Genomic DNA, 22485 nt, shown 5'->3' on the forward strand with positions numbered 1-22485 from the left:
GCATGAGGATCTCCGTGACCGGACTGGGGGTCACGATCGACGCCGCACCGATCCTGAGCGGCGTAGAACTGGAGATCGCGCCGGGCTCGTTCACCGGCCTGGCCGGACCTAACGGGTCGGGGAAGTCCACTCTGCTGCGCTGCCTCTACCGAGCCCTACGCCCCAGCTCCGGCGCGGTGCGGATCGGCGACGAGGACGTGTGGCGCACGAGCGCCCGCCGGGCGGGCCGGCGCACCGCCGTGGTGGCCCAGGATCACGGCCTCGACCACGGCTTCTCGGTGCTGGAAATGGTTGCCATGGGCCGAATTCCACATCAGGGCGCTTTCGGCAGCGACAGCGCCGCCGACCACGATCTGGTGCGCACTGCCCTGGAACGGGTCGGCCTCGAAGGGGCCGCCGGGCGCGTCTTCGCCTCCCTCTCCGGCGGCGAACGCCAACGCGCCCTACTCGCCCGCGCCCTCGCCCAGCAGACCCCGGTACTGCTGCTCGACGAGCTGACGAACCATCTCGATCTCGGAGCCCAACTCGAATTACTGGAACTGGTCCGGGATCTCGGCCTCACCACCGTGGCCGCCCTGCACGACCTCGACCACGCCCTGGCCTACTGCGACCACCTGATCCTGCTCGCGGACGGCGCGGTCGTAGCCACCGGCCCACCCGCCGAAACCCTCACCCCCGACCGAGTCGCGGCCCTGTTCGGCGTCCGCAGCGCCATCGTCCCCCACCCCCTCACCGGCCGCCCCCACCTCGTCACCGCCCCACCCGAAACCGCACCGGCAGAGAGAGATCCACTCGGATGACCGAACCCGCGACCAGCGAGGCCACCCCCGCCTCCGGCCCGCCGCACTCTTCCCAGGCCGACGGCCACCCCAACGACGCGATAGCACCGTCCGAGACCGGCGTCCGACGCAACCGGTGGACCGCGCTATCCGAGACCGACGGCCCAGACGACAGCGGGGCAACGCCGTTCGAGGCCAACGGTCGAAGCGCCGGCAGGGCAGCAGCTGCCGGGGCCGGCGGTCGGCGCCCCGGCGCGACGGTGTCGGTCGGGGCGGCGGGCGTTGCGGCGGTGGTGCTGGTGGTCGCGGTCAGTGTGACCGTCGGGGATCGCGCCTATCTCGAGCAGGGGCTCGGCTATCCGGGTGGGGCGGCGGCTGCCACCTATGCCCTGTTGCGGCTGATTGCTTGTCTGGCAGGCGGATTCACGCTCGGGTCGCTCGTCTATGCCTTGTTCTGCGCCGCTCCCACCGGGCGCGGGCGGATGGCGGTGGACGGGTACGCGGCCGGGCGGATCGCGGAACGGGCGGCGGCGGTATGGGCGCTGAGTGCGGTCGCGCTGGTGCCGGTCACCGCCGCGGACGCCGCGGGGATGTCGCTCGGCACCGCCGTGCGATTGCGGGCGCTGCCACCGCTGATCGAGGCGGCCGAGAAACCCAAGGCGTGGCTGGTGGTCGCGGTGCTGACTGTCGCGGTCGCGGTGCTGTTGCGGTTGACACTGTCGTGGAACAGCCTGTTCGGGCTCGCGGGAATCAGTGCGGTGGCGGTGATCTCGCCCGCCGTGGTCGGCAATGCTGGGGAGGGGCCCAACCATGACTACGCGACCGGTGCGGTCATTCCGTTCACCATCGCGCTGTCGCTGCTGGCCGGGCTGAGCTGGAACGTGCTCGCCCAGTGGCGGCGCGTCGGTGGCCATGAGAGCGCGCGGCGGTTCCAGGTCGCGCTGCGCCGATACCGGGTCATCGTGACCGCGGCGGTGACGGTCATGATTCCGACGGCCGTAGTACTGATGCTGATCCTCGACCCGCCCAGTGCTTTCGGCGGGATCTACTCCTGGCTGGCGTTCAGCGCGGCATTCCTGTTGGCCACCCACCTCATGCTGGTCTGGTGGCTGGGCCGCGTGGCACCCGAATCCGGCTTACTCCCAAGCGTCTTGGTCATCGCGACGGCGACCGAGGAGGTGTGGCTGGGTATTTCGATCGCCATGGCCATTCAGCCCGCGCCGGCCTTCTCCAACCGCTCGTTCACCGCGCTACAGGTCTTCCTGGGCTTCGATCTGCCACATCCTCCGGATGCCTGGCGACTGCTCACCGTGTGGCGCTTCGACGTCGTCCTGGGCACGGCCGCGATCCTGCTGGCGGCCACCTATCTCGCCGGCGCGCACAGACTTCGCCGTCGTGGCGACGAGTGGCCGCGCTGGCGCACCCTGTCGTGGACGCTCGGCTGCCTGGCGCTGCTGCTGGTGACATCGTCCGGCATCGGCGCGTACGGCTACGGCATGTTCAGCGTGCACATGATGACCCATATGGCGCTCAATATGTTCATTCCGGTGCTGCTGGTACTCGGCGCGCCGGTGACGCTGTTGCTGCGCGCGGTCCCACCCGCCGGACGTGCGGGGCAGCCAGGTCCGCGCGAATGGGTACTGTCGCTGATGCATTCGCGGTTCACCCGCGTGCTGAGCAATCCGATCGTATCGCTCATCATCTTCGTGGTCTCGCTCTACGGCCTGTATTTCACGACGCTGTTCGATCAGCTCATCCGCTTCCACTGGGGGCATCTGCTGATGAACATCCACTTCCTCATCACCGGATACCTCTACTACTGGGCCATCATCGGCATCGATCCCGGGCCCAAGCGGCTGCCGCATCTGGGGCGGCTGGGCATGCTGTTCGCGATCATGCCGTTCCACGCCTTCTTCGGCGTCGCGGTGATGTCCTCGGACACCCTCATCGGCGCGGACTTCTACCCTCAACTCCAATTGGGTTGGATGCGCGACCTTTTGGCCGATCAGCGGCTCGGCGGCACGCTGGCTTGGATCTCCGGTGAGGTGCCGGTGCTGCTGGTGGTCGGCGCGCTGCTGTCGCAGTGGGCCAAGCAGGAGCGCAAGGAGGCGGCCCGCTTCGACCGGCATCAGGAGGAGTATCCGGAGGACGACGAGCTGGCCGCCTACAACGCCATGCTCGACCAGCTCAGCGCCCGCCGCCGCTAGCCTCGGCCCCGGAAGTTCCGCAGCCGCAGGCTGTTCCACACCACGAACAGCGATGAGAACGCCATCGCGCCGCCCGCCAGCAACGGATTCAACAGGCCCGCCATCGCCACCGGGACGGCGGCCACGTTGTATCCGAAGGCCCACATCATGTTTCCGCGAATGGTGCGCAGGGTGGCGTGCGCGAGTTCGATGGCGTCGGGTACCGCCGCCAGGTCCTCGCGCACCAGGATCATGTCGGCCGCGCCGATCGCCACATCGGTGCCGCGGCCGATGGCCAGCCCCAGATCGGCGGTGGCCAGGGCGGGGCCGTCGTTGATGCCGTCGCCGACCATGGCCACCCGGTGTCCCTGCGCGCGCAGGCTCCGCACCACCTCGACCTTGCCCTCGGGCAGTACCTCCGCGATCACCTCGGAGATGCCCACCTCGTCGGCGATCGCCTGCGCGGCAAAGGCATTGTCGCCGGTGACCAGCAGGGTGCGCAGGCCCAGTCGGTGCAGGCGCGCGACCGCGTCGGCCGCGCCGGGGCGCGCCGTATCGGCCACCGCGAGCACCGCCACCGCACGCCCGTCCACCGCGAAGTACACGGCCGTGCGGCCGAATCGCTGCTCCCGCTCCAACTGTCGCGCCAGCGCGGACGGAATGGGCACGCCCGCATCGGCGAACAGGGCCGCCCGCCCGATCAAGGCCGTACGGCCCTCGACCAGTCCACGTGCGCCCAGGCCCGGCAACGCCACGAAATCGGTGACCTCGGGCAGCGGCCCTGCGGCGCGGCCGTGCGCGGTGATCGCGGCGGCCACGGCATGCTCCGAGGCCGCCTCCAAACCTGCTGCGAGACCGATGATCTCGGCCCGATCCTCGCCCTCCACGGTGTGCACCGCCACCACGGTCATCGCACCCTCGGTGAGCGTCCCGGTCTTGTCGAACACCACCGTATCGACCGTCCGGCTGGCCTCGAGCGCATCGTGCCCCTTGATGAACACACCCAGTTGTGCGCCACGCCCCGACGCCACCATGAGCGCGGTCGGGGTGGCCAGGCCGAGCGCACACGGACACGCGATCACCAGCACCGCCAGGCCCGCACCGATGGCCGCGTCGAGACCCGCTCCGCTCACCATCCATCCGGTGAAAGTCGCTGCGGCCAGCACCAAGACGATCGGCACGAAGACCCCGGAGATGCGGTCGGCCAGCCTTTGCAACCCGGCCTTCCCGGCCTGGGCCTCCTCCACCAGGCGGATCATCCCCGCCAGCCGGGTCTGCGCGCCGACGGCCCCTGCCTCGACCACCAGGCGACCGGTCAGCGACACCGTGCCGCCGGTGACCGCCGACCCGGGCCCGACCTCGATCGGCGTCGACTCACCGGTCATGGCGGAGGCGTCGACACTCGAACTGCCCGACACCACCAGACCATCGGTGGCGATGGTCTCGCCGGGCCGGGTCAGGAAGCGCGCGCCCTCGGTCAATTCCTGGATGGGCACGGTGATCTCGCGGTCGTCGCGGGTCAGCACCGTCACATCCTTGGCACCCAGCGCGGCCAGGGCACGCAGCGCGCCACCCGCACGGCGCTTGGCCTTCGCCTCGAAATACCTTCCGGCCAGCACGAAGACGGTGACCCCGCCCGCGACCTCCAGATAAATCGAGTCGGCGTGCAAGATCGCGTTCCAGACACCGTGCACCGGTGCCGGATCGCGATCCCGGAACAGCAGCGTGACGATCGACCACAGCGTCGCCGACGTGATGCCCAGCGACACCAGGGTGTCCATGCTGGTCACCCCGTGCCGCAGCCCCGCCAGCGCGCGCCGGTGCAGCGGCGCGGCCGCCCACCCCACGATCGGCGCGGCCAATCCCAGCAGAATCCATTGCCAGCCGGTGATTCTGGTGCTCGGCTCCACCGCGAACATGATCGACAGATCGGCCAGCGGGAAGAACAGCAGCAGCGCCACCAGCAGCCGCCGGAACAGGTCGGCGGCGGCCCGATCCTCGGGCTCGGTATCGAGTATCGGTGTCGCGCCGGTGATCTCGCTCGCGCCGAAACCGGCCGCGATCACGGTGTCGCACAGCTGTTTCGCGTCCAGCGCGGGCGGCACGTCCACCGTCGCCACCCCGGTCGCCACATTCACCGCGGCGGTCACCCCGTCGAGCCGATTGAGGGCGCGCTCCACGCGTGCCGAACAACTGGCGCAGCTCATGCCGGTCACCGCCAGCCGCACCCGCTCGGCCGGTGGCACGAGCAGCGTCGAATTCTGCACAGTCACAGTCTCTTTCGTCGATCAGGCGGCAGGGTCGTGGCGGGACAGGTGGTTGAGGCGGCGGCCGCCGCGCGCACCCTGCGGCACCGGGACCGGCTGGTGCTCACGCCCGCCCTCTTCCGGCTCGCCGTCCAGGTGCCTGCGCAGCAGCACCGCCACCGCCAGGCCCGCGACCACCACCAGGTGCGAGGACACGCGGGCCACGGTGGTCTCGTGCCGGGCCAGGTCCAGCACCACGAACAGCCCGACGATGCCCGCGAAGCCGCCCAGGATCGGGATCAGGCCCGCGGCGGCCCGGGTGCGCAGCGCGCAATAGACCATGCCGATGCCCAGGGCCAGGTTCCACGCTGTGCTCTCGTTGAACAGATGCCCCGCGCCCGAATGGCCGAGATGATCTGTGTGCACGCCCATTCCGGCGCCCGCCAGTTGCGCGATGCCCAGTGCGCACTGCACCGCGCCGATCAACCCGAGCAGCAGTCGCAGCCGCTCGAGCCGGTCGTCACGATGACCGGGCAGCACACCTTCGGCTACCGCACGGTGCACGATCAGGTCGGTCAGATCCGGGGTCGGCGTCACCGGGCGCATCCGCAGACCACGGGTGGCGGCCACCGCCGCGTGATACCACTCCGCACAGCCGGCGCACTCCTCGAGATGCGCGTCGACCTGCGCCGACGGCACCGGTTCGGGTTCGTCATCGATGCGCGCGGACAGCGCTTCCTGACACACTTCGCACTTCACGTCGAAAGGTGTCGGATATTCGGGGCACAAAGTTCCCGGGCACCGGTGTGACATTGTCGGCAGTCGGCGAGTTTGCCGGTCGGCGTGCGGATCCGACTATGGTGAGCCGGTGCACTCGGCGTCCAGTGATGCCCGGATCGATGTGCTCGCAATGGCCGCCGCGCAGGGTGACAGGCGCGCCACCGAGCAGTTCATCCGCGCGACCCAAACAGATGTGTGGCGCTTCATCGCGCACCGAACCGACGCCGGCCGCGCCGACGACCTGACCCAGGACACTTACCTGCGAGCCCTCGGCAGCCTGCACCGATTCGAGGGCCGCTCGACCGCGCGCGCCTGGCTGCTGTCCATCGCGCGCCGCGTCTGCGTCGACGAGATTCGCACCGCCATGGCGCGGCCGCGGGTCTCGTGGAGCGCGGACTGGGAGGAGGCCGCCGACCGCGGTCGCGCCGGAGCCGATGCCGCCGTACTCGAATTCGCCGAAGTGAAGATCATGCTCGCCGCGCTCACCGAGGAACGCCGCGAAGCCCTCATCCTCACCCAGGTACTGGGGCTGTCCTATCAGGAGGCCGCCGAGGTGTGCGGCTGTCCGACCGGCACCATTCGTTCCCGCGTGGCCCGCGCCCGCGAGGATCTCATCGCCGCCGCTCGCGGCGACGACGCGGCCGACGCCCGGGGCTGAATTCCCCCGACGCCCGGGGCTGAGCCTGCGTAAACGCCCACTGTGGGCCGGTTCACGGTCATCTACGTAGGTACTTAGTAGTTTCTCAGCGTTTACCTACTATTCAACTACGTAGACCATCTACGGTCTTAGTTAGTAGATGAGTCACCGACGTGACCTGAACCGGCAAGCAGAGAGGCAATGTCGCCATGCAGCAAGCCCATCGATCACGCCCCACCGTCCGCCGCCTGAGCCTGATCCTGGCCCCCTTCGCGGGCGCGGCAGCCGTGGTCCTCGCCGCCGGGCCCGCCGCCGCGGAATCCCTGTCTCGCGGCGGATTCTCCACCGGCCCAAGCACTTCCACCACTTCCGGACCGCAAGGCGGCGGCGCGGACGCCAAGCGCGCCGAGGGCCCCGCGCAGTCCGGCGGCAATCCCGGCCAGCGCGGCATCGTCACCCACGGCGAAGACCACACCGGCCTGCACGACAGCGACCCCTTCGGCTACCTGCACACCGACATGAATCCCGTTCTACAGAACCAGCATCCGCGCGCCACGGACGACTTCTCACAGACCGCCCCGCAGCCGCTCAGCTCCCGCGCGGGCAACCCGGCGGGCTGGACACAGAACTGGAACGACGACGGCACCGGCTACACCGTCTGCCCCGCCCTCGCCAGCCACTGCTGACCCCGATCCGCGCACGCGATCCCCCGGAGCCCGAAATGCCTTCCACCGCAAGCCCACTGCCGAACATCCCAGCCACCGACACGAACACCCGGCCGACCGATGCAGCCACCATGGCGGCCGCTGCGACCACCCCTGCGACGGGTGTCGGCGCAGGGGCGACCGCTGTGGGCACGGTGGTGACCAGGCCCGCCCAGCCCAGGAAGATGCGACGCCTGGGCCGCGTGGCCACCACGCCGATGGCCATCGCGGCGCTCGCCGTCGCGGGCCTGCCGCTGGCCGCGACCGCGGAGGCCGACCCCGGCGAGCGCAAATCTCGCCCGAGCGCCGGATGTCTTTGGGCCGGAATGACTTACGCCGAGCAGACCACCGTCCGCGCGGGCGGAACCACCTTCCGCTGCGGCACCGACGCCGGTGCGCCGTACTGGTTCGCCGGGCAGGCGGCGGGGACGATCACCCCCGCGCCCAGCCCCGGCGCGGCCGCCTCCCCGGTCGGCCAATTCAGCCCCGGCGCAAGGCAACCCGGCACCAGCTACACCGACTACTGCGTCGGCAACCAGCTCATCCCCGGCACCGACGACGTCTACCAGGTGGTGCGTGTCCCCAGCGGCGCAACCCTGTGGAAGGCCGCCCACCCCATCTCCAACTGGAAATTCGACGACAACCGCCCAGCCCCCACCTGGCGCACCGGCTCTCTCTGCATCGACGGCGTCCTCACCTGACCCATACCCCGCCCGCACCCCCTCAGCGGGCTTGCCAGGTTGGCTGGCTCGGCCCCCAGGGCCGAGCCGGTCCGCCGACCGGCCGGACCTCCACCATTGCACCCGGACCTCCACCATTTCCGCCGGACCTTCGCCGCACGGCCAACCCTCGCCCCATCATCCGCTGCACGGCCAACCCTCGCCCGATCATCCCAGCGTGCTTCTCGGCCGGGATCCACACGCGCAGAGTGGATTCCGGCCAAAAGCATGCCGGAATGACGGATGGAATGTCGGATGGAATATCGGCAGAGTGACCCTCGGTCAGAGGGCTAGGCGCATGACGGTCAAGGGGGTTCCGGCCATGGTGCGCCAATCCCTTTCCGGCACATGCGTGAATCCGAGACGGTCGTACATTCGCCTGGCGTCCTGCATGGTCGGCATGGTGGTCAACACGACCGCCTCGAAGCCCTCGGCGCGCGCCGTGTCGATCACCCGGTTCAGCAGCGCCGTCCCCACACCCAGCCCACGTGCCGCCTTGGACACCGCGAGCATGCGGAACTCCATCTCTCCCGCCCGCGCGATATCCGCGAACGGCGTGCCCGGCCGGGCCATGGTCAGCGAACCAAGCATGTCCTCGTCCCGGACCGCCACCAGAATCTCGGCCGATTCCGCCCGAGTGGCGGTGTCGGCAAGCTCTGCGACATACAGGCTTTCGGGATTCACATGCCCCTCACCCACATAGACCTCGACGGTCAAATCACCGACCGCCTTGAAATCCCCGACCTCGGCATCCCGAATCACTACGCCATCGCGTTGGTCCGCGCCCATCACCACAACTCCATCCTCATCGCCCCACGACGCCCTTCGGGAGTCGTACTCAGTCAACCGCTTTCGGGTCCTCGGAAACGGCTTCGGGGCCGCCCTCGAGAAGTTTGGCGAAGCCTTCCTCGTCCAGGATCGGGACGCCAAGTTCCTCGGCCTTCTCCGCCTTGGAGCCGGGTGAATCGCCGATCACCACGAAAGCCGTTTTCTTCGAGACCGATCCGGCGGCCTTGCCGCCGCGGATGAGGATCGCCTCCTTCGCGCCGTCGCGGGTGAAGTTCTGCAGGGAGCCGGTCACCACGATGGACAGGCCCTCGAGGTTGCGCTCGATGGACTCGTCGCGCTCGTCGACCATCCGGACACCGGCCGCCGCCCACTTGTCGACGATATCCAGATGCCAAGGGACGGTGAACCATTCGGTCACCGCGGCGGCGATGGTGGGGCCGACGCCGTCGGTGGCGGCGAGCTCCTCGGACGACGCTTCGCGGATGGCGTCCATGCTGCCGAAGGCGGTGGCCAGGGCACGGGCTGCGGTGGGTCCGGCGTGGCGGATGGACAGGGCCACCAGGACCCGCCAGAGCGGTTGCTCCTTGGCCGCGTCCAGATTCTCCAGCAAGCGTTTGCCATTCGCCGACAGGGTGCCGTTCTTGTTGGTGAACAGCGTGGTGGTCAGCAGCGTGTCCGCGTCGAGGGCGAACAGGTCACCCTCGTCGGCGATCGCACCCGACTTCAGCAGATCGACGGCGGCCTCGTAACCCAGCGCCTCGATATCGAACGCACCGCGCCCGGCGACGTGAAAGACACGCTCCCGCAACTGCGCCGGGCAGTACTGCTGATTCGGGCAGCGGATATCGGCGTCGCCCTCCTTGGCCGGGGCCAGCTCGGTCCCGCATTCGGGACAGTGCGTCGGCATGACGAAGGGCCGTTCACTGCCGTCGCGGGCATCGACCACCGGACCCAGCACCTCGGGAATCACGTCCCCGGCCTTGCGGATGGTGACGGTGTCGCCGATCAGCACGCCCTTGCGCTGCACCTCGGAGGCGTTGTGCAGGGTCGCCATGGCCACCGTGGATCCCGCCACCGTGACCGGGGCCATCACCGCGAACGGCGTAACCCGGCCCGTACGACCGACATTCACCTGAATGTCGAGCAGCTTGGTGGTCGCCTCCTCCGGCGGATACTTGTAGGCGATGGCCCAACGCGGCGCGCGCGAGGTCGAGCCGAGGCGGCGTTGCAGGCTGAACTCGTCGACCTTGACAACCTGGCCGTCGATCTCGTGCTCGATATCGTGGCGGTGCTCGCCCCAATAGTTGACGCGATCCACCACCGCATCCGCGCCCTGCACCCGCACCGTGTGCGCCGAGACCGGCAGCCCCCACGCGGCCAGCGCCCGATACGCCTCGTACTGCGACTCCGGCGCGAAACCCTCCAGCCGCCCGAACCCGTGGCAGATCATCCGCAGCCGCCGCCGCGCCGTCACCGCCGGATCCTTCTGCCGCAGCGAACCGGCCGCGGTATTGCGCGGATTCGCGTACGGCGCTTTACCTTCCGCAACGATGCCGGCATTGAGCGCCTCGAAGTCGGCCAACGTCATGAACGCCTCGCCGCGCACCTCGAGAAGCTTCGGCACCGGGAAGTCGTCGCTGTGGATCAGCTCGTGCGGGATGTCCTCGATGGTGCGCGCATTGAGGGTGACGTCCTCACCGGTGCGCCCGTCGCCGCGCGTCGCGCCGCGTACCAGCTTGCCGTCCTCGTAGACGAGGTTGAGCGCGACCCCGTCGATCTTCACCTCGCAGACATAGTGGATGTCGGTGCCGGCGTCGGCCTCCACCTTGGCGATCCACTGCCGCATCTCCTCGGCATTGAAGACGTTGTCCAGCGAGTACATCCGCTCCAGGTGATCGACCGGCGCGAACTCGGTGGTGAACCCGCCGCCGACCAGCTGGGTCGGCGAATCCGGTGTGCGCAGATCGGGATGCGCCTCCTCGAGCGCCACCAGCCGGTTGAACAGCTCGTCGAACTCGCCGTCGGTGATGATCGGCGCGTCCCGCACGTAGTAGCGGAACTGGTGGTCACGGACCTCCTCCGCCAGCCGCTGCCACTCGACCCGCTCGTCCCCGCTCGCCGCGGTGATCTCGTTGCCAGATTCGCTCACCCCGGTACTTTATCTCGCCCGACCGACAGGCCCGATCAACATTCCCGCACGTCGCGACACTATCGAGACGATTTCCGGGTGTCCGGGAACACCCGCGCCGACGCCCGGGTTGCTGCTGTCATGGACCTCGCCAAGGCACTCGATTTCGCGCGCTCCCACCACCGTTCGGTGCTGACCACCATCCGCCGCGACACCCGCCCGCAGCTGTCCAATGTCACCCATTGGACCGGCGACGACGGCATCGTCCGCGTCTCCATCACCGCCGACCGTGCGAAGTACCACAATCTGCTGCGCGAACCCTGGGCCGCGCTGCACATCTCCAGCGACGATTTCTGGTCCTACACGGTCATCGAGGCCACGGCCGATCTGTCGCCGGTCGCCGCCGACCCGCACGACGCCACCGTCGACGAACTCGTCGCCTACTACCGCGCGGTCAGCGGAGAGCACCCCGATTGGGACGACTACCGCCGCGCCATGGTCGCCGATCGCCGGGTGATGCTGCGATTGGTCCCGACCCGCGCCTACGGCCTTACCCGCTGAGCCTGGCGGTCTCCACCCGACCCGCCATTCAGACCAACCGGTTGCCCGGTTCAGGGCGGGCTACTCGGCGGCCGTGAACTCCGGATGCGGCAGTGTCGCACCGGTTTCCAGCAGGCTCTTGAGGTTGGACAGGATGGCGGGCCAACCCTGGCTGATGACCGGCAGCACGGTGCTCTGCGGCGGGAAGCCGTCGTGCGTGACGGTGAGCTTCACGATCTCGCCCAGCTCCTCGAGCTGGAAGGTGACCGTGGAGCGCGGTTCCGCGCCCCACACCGCGACATCGGCGGCGGGCATGCCCATCGCCTCGGCGAAGGTCTCGTCGAAGGTGTGCCAGGTGTAGGACAGCTTGGTGTACGGGTCGGCCGTCAGCACCACCTGGCCCGGGTTGACGCCGGTCCAATTCTGCTGGTGCCAGACCATTTCCGAACCGGGCTGCCAGTCGGTGTCGAAGGTCGCGCCCCAGTACTGCTTGGTGAAGGCCGGTTCGGTCAGCGCCTGCCACAGGCGCTCGGGGGTGGTCTTGATGTAGCTGACGTAGACGAAATCCTCGCTCATGGGGGAACCCTCCAATGCGGATTTGAGATCGGCGAGCACGTGCACCCGACCTCGGTGGTAGCGGTTGATCCAGCGGTCGGCGATGGCATTGACCGGTTCGGGATTGAGGTAGTGCAGCTTCTCGCGGCCCCGCCGTTGTGTCGCAATCAGATTGGCGGCCTCGAGCACCGCGAGGTGTTTGCTGACCGCCTGCCGGGTCAAGGCGAGCTCGGCGCACAGTTCGCCGAGGGTCTGACCATTGCGTTCGTCGAGCTTGTCGAGCAGTCTGCGGCGGGTCGGATCGGCAAGGGCCTTGAACACGTCGTCCACGGGGCCACCTCACACCATCGCCATAGGCAACCTGATGGTTGCATGTTTCAGAATAGGCAACCGATGAGTTGCCTGTCAATCCTGGCGTCCGAGTGCAACCGACCGGCATCGCCCGCATAGGGTGGGTCGCAATTACGGCCCGCTACCGGCAGGATGTCCAAGGTGTTGCGTAGTTTTCAGGTGACGAACCATCGGTCCCTCGCCGAGCCGCAGGAACTGCGGCTCACCCGGGGTAGCGGGCCGATCGCCACACCCGTCACAGCGGTGTACGGGGCGGCCGCCACCGGCAAGACCGGACTCGTCGACGCGCTCGACAAGATGCGCGACGCCGTGTTGAATTCGGTCACCGGGTGGGATCCCTACTCCGGCCCGGTGCGCACCCCGCACCTCGGATTCGTCGACCGCCCTTCGGAATTCGTCGCCAACTTCGTCGCCGAGGGCTGCCCGTACACCTACGGCTTCCGCCTCGACAATGCCGACGTGGCCGCCGAATGGCTGCACTCGCACCCGCACAACCGCAAGCGGGTGGTCTACGAGCGCGCCGGCGACGACATCCGCATCGGGCCCATGTTCGAGGCCGCCCGCTACGGGCTGGGCGCGGTGGTGCCGCTGGTGCGTCCGAATGCGCTGCTGCTCAGCCTTTCCGGGCAGTTGTACGCCGAGCCGCTGGTCCCGGCCTACCGCTGGTTCCAGTCGCTGCTGGAAGTCCAGTGCGGGCAACCGGATCCGTCGGAGATCGCGCACCGGGTGGGCTCGCACATCTCGCGCTCCACCGATCACGCGGTGCGGCTGCTCACCCTGCTGCGCTCCGCCGACCTCGGCATCACCGATCTGCTGCTGCCCTCGGACGATCCCATGTACGCCGACTACCTGCGCGACCTGGACACCGATATCGCCGCCACCACAAAGGAAATCGAGTCCTGCACCATCTCGGCGAACTACGCCGAGGAGCTGTTCCTCGAACACGGCATCACCACCACCCTGCTGCAGCGCGAACTGGCCAACCTCTACGCCGCCCGCGACGCCCTCTACTCCCGCATGGTGGCCCGCCGCGGCGTCGGCCTGGGCCTGACCCACGAGGGCATCGAGACCGCCTTCGACATCACCGACGAATCCAGCGCCACCCTCGCCATGCTGCGTCTGCTGCCGCCCATGCTGGACGCCCTCGACACCGGCGGCGTGCTGGCCGTGGACGATATCGACGCCGCCCTCACCCCCGAAACCGCCGACAGCATCATCCAGCTGTTCCAGAACCCCGAAACCAACACCCAGGGCGCGCAATTGGTGTTCACCACCGCCAACCGCACCCTCATCGACCGCGGCAACGGCCGCTCACAGTCCAAACGCACCACCGTCTGGCAGCTACGCCGCCAGCAAGGGGTCTCCGAACTCACCGCCCAGTAGCCGGTCGAGCATGCTTGGTTTCCCCCGCGCCTAGCATGGAGTCCATGGTCATCCAGCTGCTGTTCCTCCTGATGGTCGCCGTCGCCGTGGGCGCGGCGATCGCCTACTACCGCCGCGGTACCGGCAACATCGGGCGCGGGATGGCGAGCGACCCCTCCGGGTTCCTCGGCAATCGCTCACCGGTCGGCCTCGAGTCGGGAACCCTCTACCTCACCGGCGTGAGCCCCCACCCGAACGTCCCCGGCGAGCAGTACGTCACCATCACCGGCAGCATCTCCGGGCCTTCGGTGGTGGCCCACGAGGTCTACGGCCGCTTCGCCTGGGACACCGCCCAGTGGCCGGCCATCGGCGACCAGATCCCCGTCGCCTACCCCTCGGGCAAGCCCAACAAATGGCAACTAGACCACCCGGGCGCCCGCCCCTACTTCGGTTCGAGGCGACCGAAGAACCAGGGCTGACGGCAGGGCGGCCGCTCAGTCGTGGTGGTGGTCGCCGGTGTGCCCGGGGGTCGAATCATCCTGGTAGTCGGGCTGTTCCGGGAAGAAGAAGGAATCGTGCGGCATGGGTGCGCCCGGAATGTAGTCGAAGGGGCGCTCGATGCCGGTGGCCGGCGGGCCGCCCTGGGGATCCAGCCACAGGTGCACATCCCAGAAGCGGCCGTGGGTGGGCCCGAAGGCCTTGGTCGGCAGCGGGAACAGGTCTCCGGCGCTCTGCCCGAGGTAGTCCTCCCGGGGCGGTTCGGCCACGAACCCGAAATCGGGGAAGGTGTGCGCGCCCTGCTCGTGAACGAACCAGTCGCTCTTGCTGATACACAGATCCGGTGAGGTGGGGTACACCCCCGGCGTGTACATGATGCCGTGCGCCCAGCCGATCAGCTCGTAGGGAAAGTTCGCCTGGTAGGGGTTGATCTGGGCGGCAAGCGAGTCCTGCGAGACAGACCGGTACACGGCCATGCCGGGATTGCCCGACCTCGCCTCCTTCTCCAGGAGGGCCTCCGGGCGCGCGATGGCCAGACCGGTGTTCTCGAAGTTCACGTGCAGGTGGGTCGGCAACATCCAGCCGACCGCCGCCAGCGCCGCGACATCGCCCCAATCGTTCAATCGGGTGAGGTGCCCGAGCCGAGCGAGAAGCCGCTGCTGATCCTGCATCAACGACGCCTCCCGCTCGGCCCCTTCGCAGTACCCGGGCTCGGGAGCCCTACCGCCGGGGTCGGCTGCCGCAACCGCGGAACCCGTGATGAGCAGCGCGAAAGTGGCAGCCAGCAGACCGGTCCTGCGCCAGACGTGAGTCATGGCCTGCAAACTAGCAACCATTCGGCAATCGATCCCGGCGGCGCGACGGCGTGTCCGAAGGTCAGCGGCGGATGGCTGCGATGCTGCCGATGCGCGGGTTCAGGGGGCCGGCGGGGCGGTCGAGGTGGGCGGTCATGTCGTTCCAGCTGTGGAATTGGGTATCCCAGCCGATTTCGTCGAGCCAGGCTTCGACATCGAAATCGGCGGGGCGGGCCATGTGTTCGGGGGGTGCTTCCCGGCCGACGAAGTTTCGCAGTTCGCGGTACGGGGGTGCGTCGGGATCGACGGCCACGCGGCCCGCACCGAAACGGCTTCCGGGGGCGGACAATTCGGTGAGTGTCAGTACGACGCTCCGATTCCAGTCCTGGTTCAGGTAGCCGAGCGACCCCTCGTCGACCCAGTAGGTCGGCACGCTCGGCTGGAAGCCGCTGTCCAGCAGTGCTTTTCGCCAGTCCTCCCGGAGATCGGCGACGATGACTCGACGCTGACAGGTCGGGGTCGCTTCCGTCGCCGCGAGGACGGGTTCCTTGAAATCGAAGAGTTCGGGCAGGTCGATTTCGAAGACGGTGATGTCCTGCGGGAGGTTCATCCGGTAGGCGCGGGTGTCCAAACCCGCTCCCAGCAGCACGATCTGGCGGCAGCCCGCCGCGACGGCCGCCTCGAAACGCTCGTCGACCAGTCGGACGCCGATGGTTCTGCCGTCGAAGAACTGATCGGCGAGCGCCTCCAGCTGCGTCCAGCGCTGCTCGCCGAAGCCCGCCCGGGCGGCGGTGACGAAGGCTTGCGCCAGCGGGTCGTCGTAGAGCCGATCCTCCCGTTCGCTCTCCCGCGCCCTGATGACGGCGACCCCGATCGCGGTCACGGCGACGCCGTCGACCGGCACTTTCACTGTCTCGGCCATGCTTGCTCCCCAGTGCAAATTAACTTGCCGCCCGGCTAGGTATCTGCCGGTGAGACAGACGGTAGGCTGCTTACTTGCCGGTCGTCAAGGCAGTTGGGCGAAACAGCGGGAAGGGAATCGATGGACGGGCGTCGCAGTGACACGCGCGAACGGATCCGGTCCGTCGCCATGGAACTGTTCTCCGAACGCGGCTACGAGAAGACCTCGCTGCGGGAGATCGCCGAACGCCTGGGCGTCACGAAAGCGGCGCTGTACTACCACTTCCGGACCAAGGAAGACATTGTCGCGAGCCTGTCGGAGGATCTGCGCGGCGGCATCGACGAGATCGTGCGCTGGGCCGAATCCGCCCCGCCCGGATCGGAACGCGCCCGCGAGATCGTGACCCGCTACGGGGATCTGCTGCACAGTCTCGGCAAGGACATGATCCGGTTCTGGGCCGAAAACCAGCCCGCCTTCCGCGATCTCGGCTTCGGCACCAGCCTGCGCTACCAGTTCCGGGTACTGGCCGACCTGATGGCCGCACCCAGTACAGAACCCATGGACATCTTCCACGCCCGCCAGGCGTTGCTGGCGATCAGCTGGAGCCTGTCCATGATGGGCGATCTGCCGCTACCGGACGAGGAGAGCAATGCCGCGTCCGTCGCCATCGCGCTGAGCATCCTCGATCGGATGTGAATCCACCTGCCGTGCAGGCGGATTCACCGAACCTCACTCGAAGCTCAACGACTCCGGATCCTCCGCGTAGACGCGCGCCGTCTCGGCGGCCAGGCTCAGCGCCTCGCGCGCCCACGTCAGCGGCGCACCGGCCAGTCCGCACGCCGGGGAGACCAGCACCTGTTCGGCCAGCAACCGGCGTGGGAATCCGAGCCGATCCATCAGCCGCACACCGGGTTCGGCCACCTCACGCCAAGTGATCGGCTTCGCGGGCGGGGCCGTCGGCACCAGGCCGAGGACCAGATGCTTTCCGCCGTCCAGCAATTCGCCGATGCTGTCGAGGTTCGCGGTGCCGATGGTCGCCAGATCGAAGCTCACCGCGGCGGCAGAACTTTTGCGCAGGAAGCGCAGCGACGGCTTGTCGGAACACGTGTGCGCCACGACGGGCACCGACTGACGAGCGATCAGGGTGTCCAGCACGTGCAAGGCTTCGGGTTCGGGCATGGCGCGCACCGTGTTCAGCACGCTCACGCCCTTCAGGGTGCCGTCGAGCACGGCCGTCAGATCCGGCTCGTCGATCTGGAGCAGAACCTGTGCGCCCAGCCTTTTCCCCACCTCGGCAACATGATTCGCGATGCCCTCGGCCATGGACTCCGAAAGATCCCGCAGCGCACCGGAATCGGTGAGAATCCGATGCCCCATCGGCAGCTCGACCTCCGCCGCCACCGACAACGGGCCAGCCACCTGCACCTTCACCGAATGCCCGGAACCGGCGAAACCACCGATTTCCCAAGCCTCTTCGAGCGCGTCCAGGTCGGTCCGCAGCAGATCGTGCGCCCGCCGTGCCACCGTGCCGGGTCGCGCCGCCAGGCGGTAACCGCGGGTGGTGCTGTCGAACCGCATGTCCACCAACAGGGCAGAAACACGGCCGAGCATGTCCGCGCCCACACCGCGCGCGGGCAACTCGACCAGGTGCGGCAGCTGACCCAGCTCCCCCACCACGGTTGCCGCCGCCTCGCGCGGATCGGTCCCGGGCCACGACCCGATACCGGTCGCGATGCCCCCGCGCAGAACCGGCGCGTCGCCAGCGTTGGTCATTGCAACCTCATTCGTCGGTGTAGCACTCATCGGTCGGGTCGCAGCGCGTTCGCGGGGAGTCGCTACGGCCTATTCGTCGGTGTCGCCGCGGTCCGGGCCGCTCGAATTCTCGTACCAGTCCCAGCAAGTCGCGTTCACGAACCAGTCCCAGGTCTTGCTCGCACGCTCGGAGCCGTCGCTCGGGGCGGGTTGCGGGTCACCCGGCCGGAATTCACCGGTGTCGGTCCGGGCCAGCTGCTGCGGCTGCTCGGTGACGCCCGCCGGATGCACGGCGCTGAAGCGGCCCCGGCGGGCCTTACGGCGCGGGCGCAGACGCGCGGGTTGCGGCATGCCGCTGGCCCACACCACACGACCGGACCTGACCGAATGAACTTGTTGAGCCACATATGATTTCGCGCGGGCGCGCGAGCCGCGGTCGCTCACCGGCCGCTTTCCGCGAGCAGTTCGCTCGGGTGAGGTTCACGTTCGGTCCCGGAGATGGTGCCGCTGCCCAGCACCTCGTCGCCCGCCGCGTCCACGCGGTAGAGCACCACGGCCTGGCCGCGCGCCACACCGGTCAGCGGTTCGCGCAGGCGCACCACCAGCCCGCCGTCCACGGCCTCAGCGACCGCTGCGGCGGTACCGCCGTGGGCACGCACCTGGGCCACGCATTCGATCGGGCCGGCGGGGATTTCGCCGGAGGTCCAGATGGCGCGCTCGGCCAGCACCGTCCACACCTCGAGATCCTTGGCCGAACCCACCCGCACCACACCGGAATCCGGGTCGATATCGGTGACGTAGCGCGGCTTGCCGTCGGCGGCCGGGCCGGGCAGGCCCAGACCCTTGCGCTGACCGATGGTGAACCCGTGCACGCCTTCGTGATCGGCCAGCTTGGTGCCGTCCGCGTCGAGCACCGCGCCCGGGCGGATACCGATCTTCGCGCCCAGGAACGCCTGGGTATCACCGGAGGGGATGAAGCAGATGTCGTGGCTGTCGGGCTTGTTCGCGACCGCGAGACCGCGCTCGGCGGCCTCCTCGCGGATCTGCGGCTTCGGGGTGTCGCCGACCGGGAACATGGCGCGCGACAGCTGTTCCGGCGTCAGCACCGCCAGCACGTAGGACTGATCCTTGTCCGCGTCCACGGCCCGGCGCAGCACGCCGTCCTCGAGGCGCGCGTAATGCCCGGTGACCACGGCGTCGAAGCCCAGCGCCACCGCGCGATCGGCCAGCGCCGCGAACTTGATCTTCTCGTTGCAACGCAGGCACGGGTTGGGGGTCTCACCGGCGGCGTACGCGGCGACGAAGTCGTCGATCACGTCCTCCTTGAACCGGTCGGCGAAATCCCAGACGTAGAACGGGATTCCGAGCACGTCGGCGGCCCGGCGGGCATCGCCGGAATCCTCCTTCGAGCAGCAGCCACGCGATCCGGTGCGTAGCGTGCCCGGGTTCGCCGACAGTGCCAGGTGCACGCCGACCACCTCGTGGCCGGCATCCACGGCACGGGCGGCCGCCACGGCGGAATCAACGCCACCACTCATCGCGGCAAGCACTCGCATCTAGAAGCCTCCCTTCGCTCCGGCCAAACCGGCCGCCTTCGCCCGCTCGACCACCTGCGGCAGCGCCGCCAGCAGGGCATCGATATCGGCGTCGGTCGAGTTGTGTCCCAAGGTGAATCGCAGGGATCCGCGCGCCAGCGCCGGTTCCACACCCATGGCCAGCAGCACATGGGAGGGACCGGCCACACCGGCATTGCACGCGGATCCGGTCGAGCATTCGATCCCGGCGGCGTCCAGCAGCATCAGCAGCGAATCGCCCTCGCAGCCGGGGAACGTGAAGTGGGCGTTGCCCGGCAGGCGCTGCGCACCGGTCGCCCCCTCGCGGAGCGGATCGGGGCCGTTGAGCACCGCCTCCGGCACGACGGCGCGGACGCCGTCGATGAGCCGGTCACGCAGCCGCTCCAGGTCGAGCGTGCGCACGGGCAATCCGGCCACGGTCTCGCGGACGGCCGCCGCCAGCCCCACCGCCGCAGGCACATCCGAGGTCCCCGAACGCAGATCACGCTCATGCCCGCCACCGTGCAGCAGCGGCACCGCCGGCACCTGACGGCCCAGCAGCAGTACCCCGGCTCCGTGCGGACCGCCGACCTTGTGCCCCGCGAAGGAGGCCGCGGCCAGCCCGCTCCGAGCGAAATCGATGGGCAGCTGCGCTGCCGCCTGCACGGCATCCGAGTGCATGGGCACCTCGAATTCCTGTGCCACTGCCGCCAATTCCTCGATCGGCTGAATCGTCCCGACCTCGTTGTTGGCCCACATGACGCTCACCAGCGCCGTCTCCGCGGCATATGCGGCCAGCGCGTCGCGCAGTGTCCGCGGCGAGACGACGCCTTGGGCGTCGCACTCCAGCCACGTGATCCGCGCGCCCTCGTGCTGCTCGAGCCACTCCACGGTGTCCAGCACCGCGTGATGCTCCACCGAACTCACCAGAATCCGCGTCCGCTTCGGATCAGCGTCCCGGCGCGCCCAGTAAATCCCCTTGAGCGCCAGATTGTCGCTCTCGGTCCCGCCCGAAGTGAAGATCACCTCCGAAGGCCGCGCCCCCAGCCCCGCCGCGATCGACTCCCGAGCCTCCTCGAGCATCCGCCGCGCCGCCCGCCCCGACCCGTGCAACGACGACGCATTCCCCGTCGTCCCCAGCGCATGGCACATCGCCTCGACCGCGACCGGGAACATAGGAGTAGTGGCCGCGTGATCGAGGTAGACCGTCTGGGCACCGACCGGACCCGGGAAAGCCGACTTCATGACCGTCCAAGGATAGCCGCCACCGTCGCGCCGATATTCCCGCCATCCCCGCACCGCCCGCATGGCACGGCCCGCCCACACCCGAGCCCACACATCCGCCTCCACTCCAGCGGCCCCGCCACCCCACCGACCACGCAAACACGAGCCACTGTGATTAGCACGAAGCCCCGCCCACCCAGGTTCGGCCGTGACACGACTCACGCGGCGGGGGTGAGGTTTCGTACCTCAGCTGTCTTCGTCGGGTTCATCGGACGGTCATGGACGAATGACCAACTCGATGCTTGGAACCTGTTTCATTCGGGTCGCATTTCAAGATCGACCTGTGAGGAACAGTTATGCGCCACAACGGCGTTCGGAAGTATCGAAGCAAGGGCTTTGCCTTGGCGGCTGCGGCCTTGTTGGCCGCGGTCGGGGGGTCGGCGGTTACGTCGAGTGTCGCGGATGCGGCTGTGACCAGCCCTAATCTGATTGTCGACGGTGATGCCGAGGCGGTGGCGCAGTGCTCGCCCAAGGGGCTGGACGGGATGACATTGCCGGGATGGAACATCGGCAAGGGTGAACCGAATGCGGTGTGTTACGGGCAGCCGGGGTGGCCGGACGCGTCCTCGCCGGGGCCGGCCAACCGGGGTCAGAAGTTCTTCGCCGGTGGTGGCACCGGTAATGCCGAGATGGATCAGACCATCAATGTGTCGGGCGCCGGGTCGGCCATCGACCAGGGTGGGGTGAGCTTCGACCTGAACGGGTGGCTGGGCGGCTATGGCGCGCAGGACGATCGGGTCAATATGACCGCGACGTTCCTCGGTGCTTCGGGCAACCAGCTCGGGTCGGCCGAGTGCGACGATGTGAGCAGCATCGACCGCGGACTCAAAACCGGTCTGCTGCAGCGTGATACGAAGGGCACCCTGCCCAAGGGGACCCGTTCGGTGAAGATCCAGCTGAACTACAGCTGGACCGACGGCGACACCAACGACGGCTACGCCGACGACCTGTCGTTCACCATCGGCGCCTCCCTGCCCGCACCGAAGCTGACCGCGCCCGCCACCACCGTGCCTGGATACGACCACGTCTTCGTGGTCTACATGGAGAACCAGGACTACGACGGCCTCACCGGCATCATCGGAAATCCCCTGGCCCCCTATATCAATGGCCTGCGGCCGCAGGCGGCGACGCTGACCCAGTCCTACGCCACCACGCACCCGAGCGACCCGAACTATGTCGCACTGGCGGCGGGCGGCCTCTACGGGCTGGTCGACAACAGCGTGACCACAACGACTCTCGACGCGAACCACATCGGCACCAGCGTCGACGCCGCGCACAAGACGTGGAAGGGCTACGCCGAGGACGCCAACGGCAACTGCGACCAGACCGCCCACGGCCAGTACTACCAGGACGACCTGCCGTTCCTGTACTTCAAGAACATGAAGTCCGACCCGACCTACTGCGCGGCGCACCTGCAGCCGCTCACCCAGATGACGGCGGACCTGAAGTCGACGGCCACCACCCCGAACTTCGTCTGGTTCGCCGCCAACGAATGCCACAACATGGAGGGCTGCGGCGTCGCCTCCGGTGACAGCTGGCTCAGCACCACCCTGCCCACCATCTTCAACTCCCCCGCCTGGAAGCAGCAGCGCTCGCTGCTCATCCTGACCTGGGATGAGGGTGCCACCAAGGCCTTCGGCCCCCTGTTCCCGAACCGGGTCCCCACCCTCGTGCTCGGCTCACAGAACACGGTGAAGGCCGGCTCCACCAGCTCCGAGCGCACCGACCAGTACGGCTTGCTGCGCACCATCGACACCGCGCTGGGCCTACACCCCCTGACCAACAACGACCGCTACGCGGCCACGGTCAACGACATCTGGTCCGGCCACTGATCATCCGATAAACCAGTCGACGGCGGGGGGGCGTTCGGCGTAGGCCCCGCGCGGGCGCGGGGGCGGTGGGGGGGGGGTAATTGGCAGCGGCGGGG

Annotated in this window: 21 protein-coding genes; 10 read left to right on the forward strand and 11 right to left on the reverse strand. The window is 68.6% G+C overall.

The window, feature by feature from the left end; genetic code table 11:
* Window positions 1–14: 14 nt before the first annotated feature.
* Window positions 15–800 carry an ABC transporter ATP-binding protein gene (locus tag ACFXHA_RS37530; RefSeq protein ID WP_379364786.1) on the forward strand — a complete coding sequence of 262 codons (786 nt, stop codon included), beginning with the start codon at window positions 15–17 and terminating at the stop codon, window positions 798–800.
* Window positions 797–2986 carry a cytochrome c oxidase assembly protein gene (locus ACFXHA_RS37535; protein WP_379364788.1) on the forward strand — a complete coding sequence of 730 codons (2190 nt, stop codon included), beginning with the start codon at window positions 797–799 and terminating at the stop codon, window positions 2984–2986. Before ACFXHA_RS37530 ends, ACFXHA_RS37535 begins: the two co-directional genes overlap by 4 nt.
* Here the strand turns inward: ACFXHA_RS37535 and ACFXHA_RS37540 are convergent.
* On the reverse strand, window positions 2983–5238 hold the full coding sequence (locus tag ACFXHA_RS37540; RefSeq protein ID WP_379364790.1) for a heavy metal translocating P-type ATPase: 2256 nt from the start codon (window positions 5236–5238) through the stop codon (window positions 2983–2985). The two genes, ACFXHA_RS37535 and ACFXHA_RS37540, sit on opposite strands and share 4 nt — an antisense overlap.
* A 15-nt stretch (window positions 5239–5253) precedes the next feature.
* Window positions 5254–5970, reverse strand: a complete 717-nt coding sequence (locus tag ACFXHA_RS37545; protein ID WP_379364791.1) for a zf-HC2 domain-containing protein — start codon at window positions 5968–5970, stop codon at window positions 5254–5256.
* 109 nt (window positions 5971–6079) lie between these two features.
* Here ACFXHA_RS37545 and ACFXHA_RS37550 point away from each other — a divergent pair, with 109 nt between their 5' ends.
* The 3 genes from ACFXHA_RS37550 (at window position 6080) to ACFXHA_RS37560 (ending at window position 8033) form a co-directional block, all read left to right on the forward strand.
* The gene (locus ACFXHA_RS37550) at window positions 6080–6649 is read left to right on the forward strand and encodes a sigma-70 family RNA polymerase sigma factor (protein WP_379364792.1); all 570 of its coding nucleotides are present in this window, start codon (window positions 6080–6082) and stop codon (window positions 6647–6649) included.
* 188 nt (window positions 6650–6837) lie between these two features.
* Window positions 6838–7314 (forward strand): hypothetical protein, encoded by a 477-nt coding sequence (locus ACFXHA_RS37555; RefSeq protein ID WP_379364794.1) that lies wholly within the window; start codon window positions 6838–6840, stop codon window positions 7312–7314.
* A gap of 35 nt (window positions 7315–7349) precedes the next feature.
* On the forward strand, window positions 7350–8033 hold the full coding sequence (locus ACFXHA_RS37560; protein WP_379364795.1) for a hypothetical protein: 684 nt from the start codon (window positions 7350–7352) through the stop codon (window positions 8031–8033).
* Between the two features lie 300 nt (window positions 8034–8333).
* On the opposite strand, the gene ACFXHA_RS37565 is transcribed toward ACFXHA_RS37560, so the two are convergent.
* Both ACFXHA_RS37565 and ligA read right to left on the reverse strand, forming a co-directional pair.
* A complete protein-coding gene (locus tag ACFXHA_RS37565; RefSeq protein ID WP_379364797.1) occupies window positions 8334–8840 on the reverse strand; it encodes a GNAT family N-acetyltransferase in 507 nt (168 codons plus the stop codon).
* 49 nt (window positions 8841–8889) lie between these two features.
* A complete protein-coding gene (gene ligA / locus ACFXHA_RS37570; RefSeq protein WP_379364798.1) occupies window positions 8890–10989 on the reverse strand; it encodes an NAD-dependent DNA ligase LigA in 2100 nt (699 codons plus the stop codon).
* A gap of 120 nt (window positions 10990–11109) precedes the next feature.
* Between ligA and ACFXHA_RS37575 the strand changes: the two genes are divergently transcribed.
* The gene (locus tag ACFXHA_RS37575) at window positions 11110–11529 is read left to right on the forward strand and encodes a PPOX class F420-dependent oxidoreductase (protein WP_379364839.1); all 420 of its coding nucleotides are present in this window, start codon (window positions 11110–11112) and stop codon (window positions 11527–11529) included.
* A gap of 60 nt (window positions 11530–11589) precedes the next feature.
* On the opposite strand, the gene ACFXHA_RS37580 is transcribed toward ACFXHA_RS37575, so the two are convergent.
* On the reverse strand, window positions 11590–12393 hold the full coding sequence (locus ACFXHA_RS37580; protein ID WP_379364800.1) for an ArsR/SmtB family transcription factor: 804 nt from the start codon (window positions 12391–12393) through the stop codon (window positions 11590–11592).
* A gap of 180 nt (window positions 12394–12573) precedes the next feature.
* Here ACFXHA_RS37580 and ACFXHA_RS37585 point away from each other — a divergent pair, with 180 nt between their 5' ends.
* Window positions 12574–13797, forward strand: coding sequence for an ATP/GTP-binding protein (locus ACFXHA_RS37585; RefSeq protein WP_379364802.1), 1224 nt, complete (start codon window positions 12574–12576; stop codon window positions 13795–13797).
* 44 nt (window positions 13798–13841) lie between these two features.
* A complete protein-coding gene (locus ACFXHA_RS37590) occupies window positions 13842–14255 on the forward strand; it encodes a hypothetical protein (RefSeq protein WP_379364804.1) in 414 nt (137 codons plus the stop codon).
* 15 nt (window positions 14256–14270) lie between these two features.
* Here the strand turns inward: ACFXHA_RS37590 and ACFXHA_RS37595 are convergent, their stop codons facing one another.
* Window positions 14271–15089, reverse strand: coding sequence for a hypothetical protein (locus tag ACFXHA_RS37595; protein ID WP_379364806.1), 819 nt, complete (start codon window positions 15087–15089; stop codon window positions 14271–14273).
* A gap of 61 nt (window positions 15090–15150) precedes the next feature.
* Complete coding sequence (locus tag ACFXHA_RS37600) at window positions 15151–15990, reverse strand: SAM-dependent methyltransferase (protein WP_379364807.1); 840 nt, start codon at window positions 15988–15990, stop codon at window positions 15151–15153.
* 168 nt (window positions 15991–16158) lie between these two features.
* Between ACFXHA_RS37600 and ACFXHA_RS37605 the strand changes: the two genes are divergently transcribed.
* Complete coding sequence (locus ACFXHA_RS37605; RefSeq protein WP_379364809.1) at window positions 16159–16665, forward strand: TetR/AcrR family transcriptional regulator; 507 nt, start codon at window positions 16159–16161, stop codon at window positions 16663–16665.
* A gap of 33 nt (window positions 16666–16698) precedes the next feature.
* On the opposite strand, the gene ACFXHA_RS37610 is transcribed toward ACFXHA_RS37605, so the two are convergent.
* The 4 genes from ACFXHA_RS37610 to ACFXHA_RS37625 all read right to left on the reverse strand — a co-directional run bounded on the left by ACFXHA_RS37610 (window position 16699) and on the right by ACFXHA_RS37625 (window position 20519).
* Window positions 16699–17742, reverse strand: a complete 1044-nt coding sequence (locus ACFXHA_RS37610) for a methionine synthase (RefSeq protein WP_379364811.1) — start codon at window positions 17740–17742, stop codon at window positions 16699–16701.
* A gap of 69 nt (window positions 17743–17811) precedes the next feature.
* Complete coding sequence (locus ACFXHA_RS37615) at window positions 17812–18090, reverse strand: hypothetical protein (RefSeq protein ID WP_379364813.1); 279 nt, start codon at window positions 18088–18090, stop codon at window positions 17812–17814.
* 71 nt (window positions 18091–18161) lie between these two features.
* Entirely contained in the window at window positions 18162–19277 is a 1116-nt protein-coding gene (mnmA, locus tag ACFXHA_RS37620; protein WP_379364815.1) for a tRNA 2-thiouridine(34) synthase MnmA, read from the reverse strand.
* Window positions 19278–20519 carry a cysteine desulfurase family protein gene (locus ACFXHA_RS37625; protein WP_379364817.1) on the reverse strand — a complete coding sequence of 414 codons (1242 nt, stop codon included), beginning with the start codon at window positions 20517–20519 and terminating at the stop codon, window positions 19278–19280.
* Window positions 20520–20968: 449 nt separating this feature from the next.
* On the opposite strand from ACFXHA_RS37625, the gene ACFXHA_RS37630 reads away from it, so the two are divergent.
* Window positions 20969–22390 carry an alkaline phosphatase family protein gene (locus tag ACFXHA_RS37630; protein ID WP_379364819.1) on the forward strand — a complete coding sequence of 474 codons (1422 nt, stop codon included), beginning with the start codon at window positions 20969–20971 and terminating at the stop codon, window positions 22388–22390.
* Window positions 22391–22485 lie beyond the last annotated feature (95 nt).

The sequence above is a fragment of the Nocardia sp. NPDC059240 genome (assembly GCF_042753865.1).
Classification (GTDB): Bacteria; Actinomycetota; Actinomycetes; order Mycobacteriales; family Mycobacteriaceae; genus Nocardia.

Bases quoted from the DNA above. Each gene is read 5' to 3' on its own strand.
- ACFXHA_RS37535 (WP_379364788.1), top strand. From the start codon at position 797: ATGACCGAACCCGCGACCAGCGAGGCCACCCCCGCCTCCGGCCCGCCG.
- ACFXHA_RS37555 (WP_379364794.1), top strand. From the start codon at position 6,838: ATGCAGCAAGCCCATCGATCACGCCCCACCGTCCGCCGCCTGAGCCTG.
- ACFXHA_RS37560 (WP_379364795.1), top strand. From the start codon at position 7,350: ATGCCTTCCACCGCAAGCCCACTGCCGAACATCCCAGCCACCGACACG.
- ACFXHA_RS37565 (WP_379364797.1), bottom strand. From the start codon at position 8,840: ATGGGCGCGGACCAACGCGATGGCGTAGTGATTCGGGATGCCGAGGTC.
- ACFXHA_RS37575 (WP_379364839.1), top strand. From the start codon at position 11,110: ATGGACCTCGCCAAGGCACTCGATTTCGCGCGCTCCCACCACCGTTCG.
- ACFXHA_RS37590 (WP_379364804.1), top strand. From the start codon at position 13,842: ATGGTCATCCAGCTGCTGTTCCTCCTGATGGTCGCCGTCGCCGTGGGC.
- ACFXHA_RS37595 (WP_379364806.1), bottom strand. From the start codon at position 15,089: ATGACTCACGTCTGGCGCAGGACCGGTCTGCTGGCTGCCACTTTCGCG.
- ACFXHA_RS37600 (WP_379364807.1), bottom strand. From the start codon at position 15,990: ATGGCCGAGACAGTGAAAGTGCCGGTCGACGGCGTCGCCGTGACCGCG.
- ACFXHA_RS37605 (WP_379364809.1), top strand. From the start codon at position 16,159: ATGGAACTGTTCTCCGAACGCGGCTACGAGAAGACCTCGCTGCGGGAG.
- ACFXHA_RS37610 (WP_379364811.1), bottom strand. From the start codon at position 17,742: ATGACCAACGCTGGCGACGCGCCGGTTCTGCGCGGGGGCATCGCGACC.
- mnmA (WP_379364815.1), bottom strand. From the start codon at position 19,277: ATGCGAGTGCTTGCCGCGATGAGTGGTGGCGTTGATTCCGCCGTGGCG.
- ACFXHA_RS37625 (WP_379364817.1), bottom strand. From the start codon at position 20,519: ATGAAGTCGGCTTTCCCGGGTCCGGTCGGTGCCCAGACGGTCTACCTC.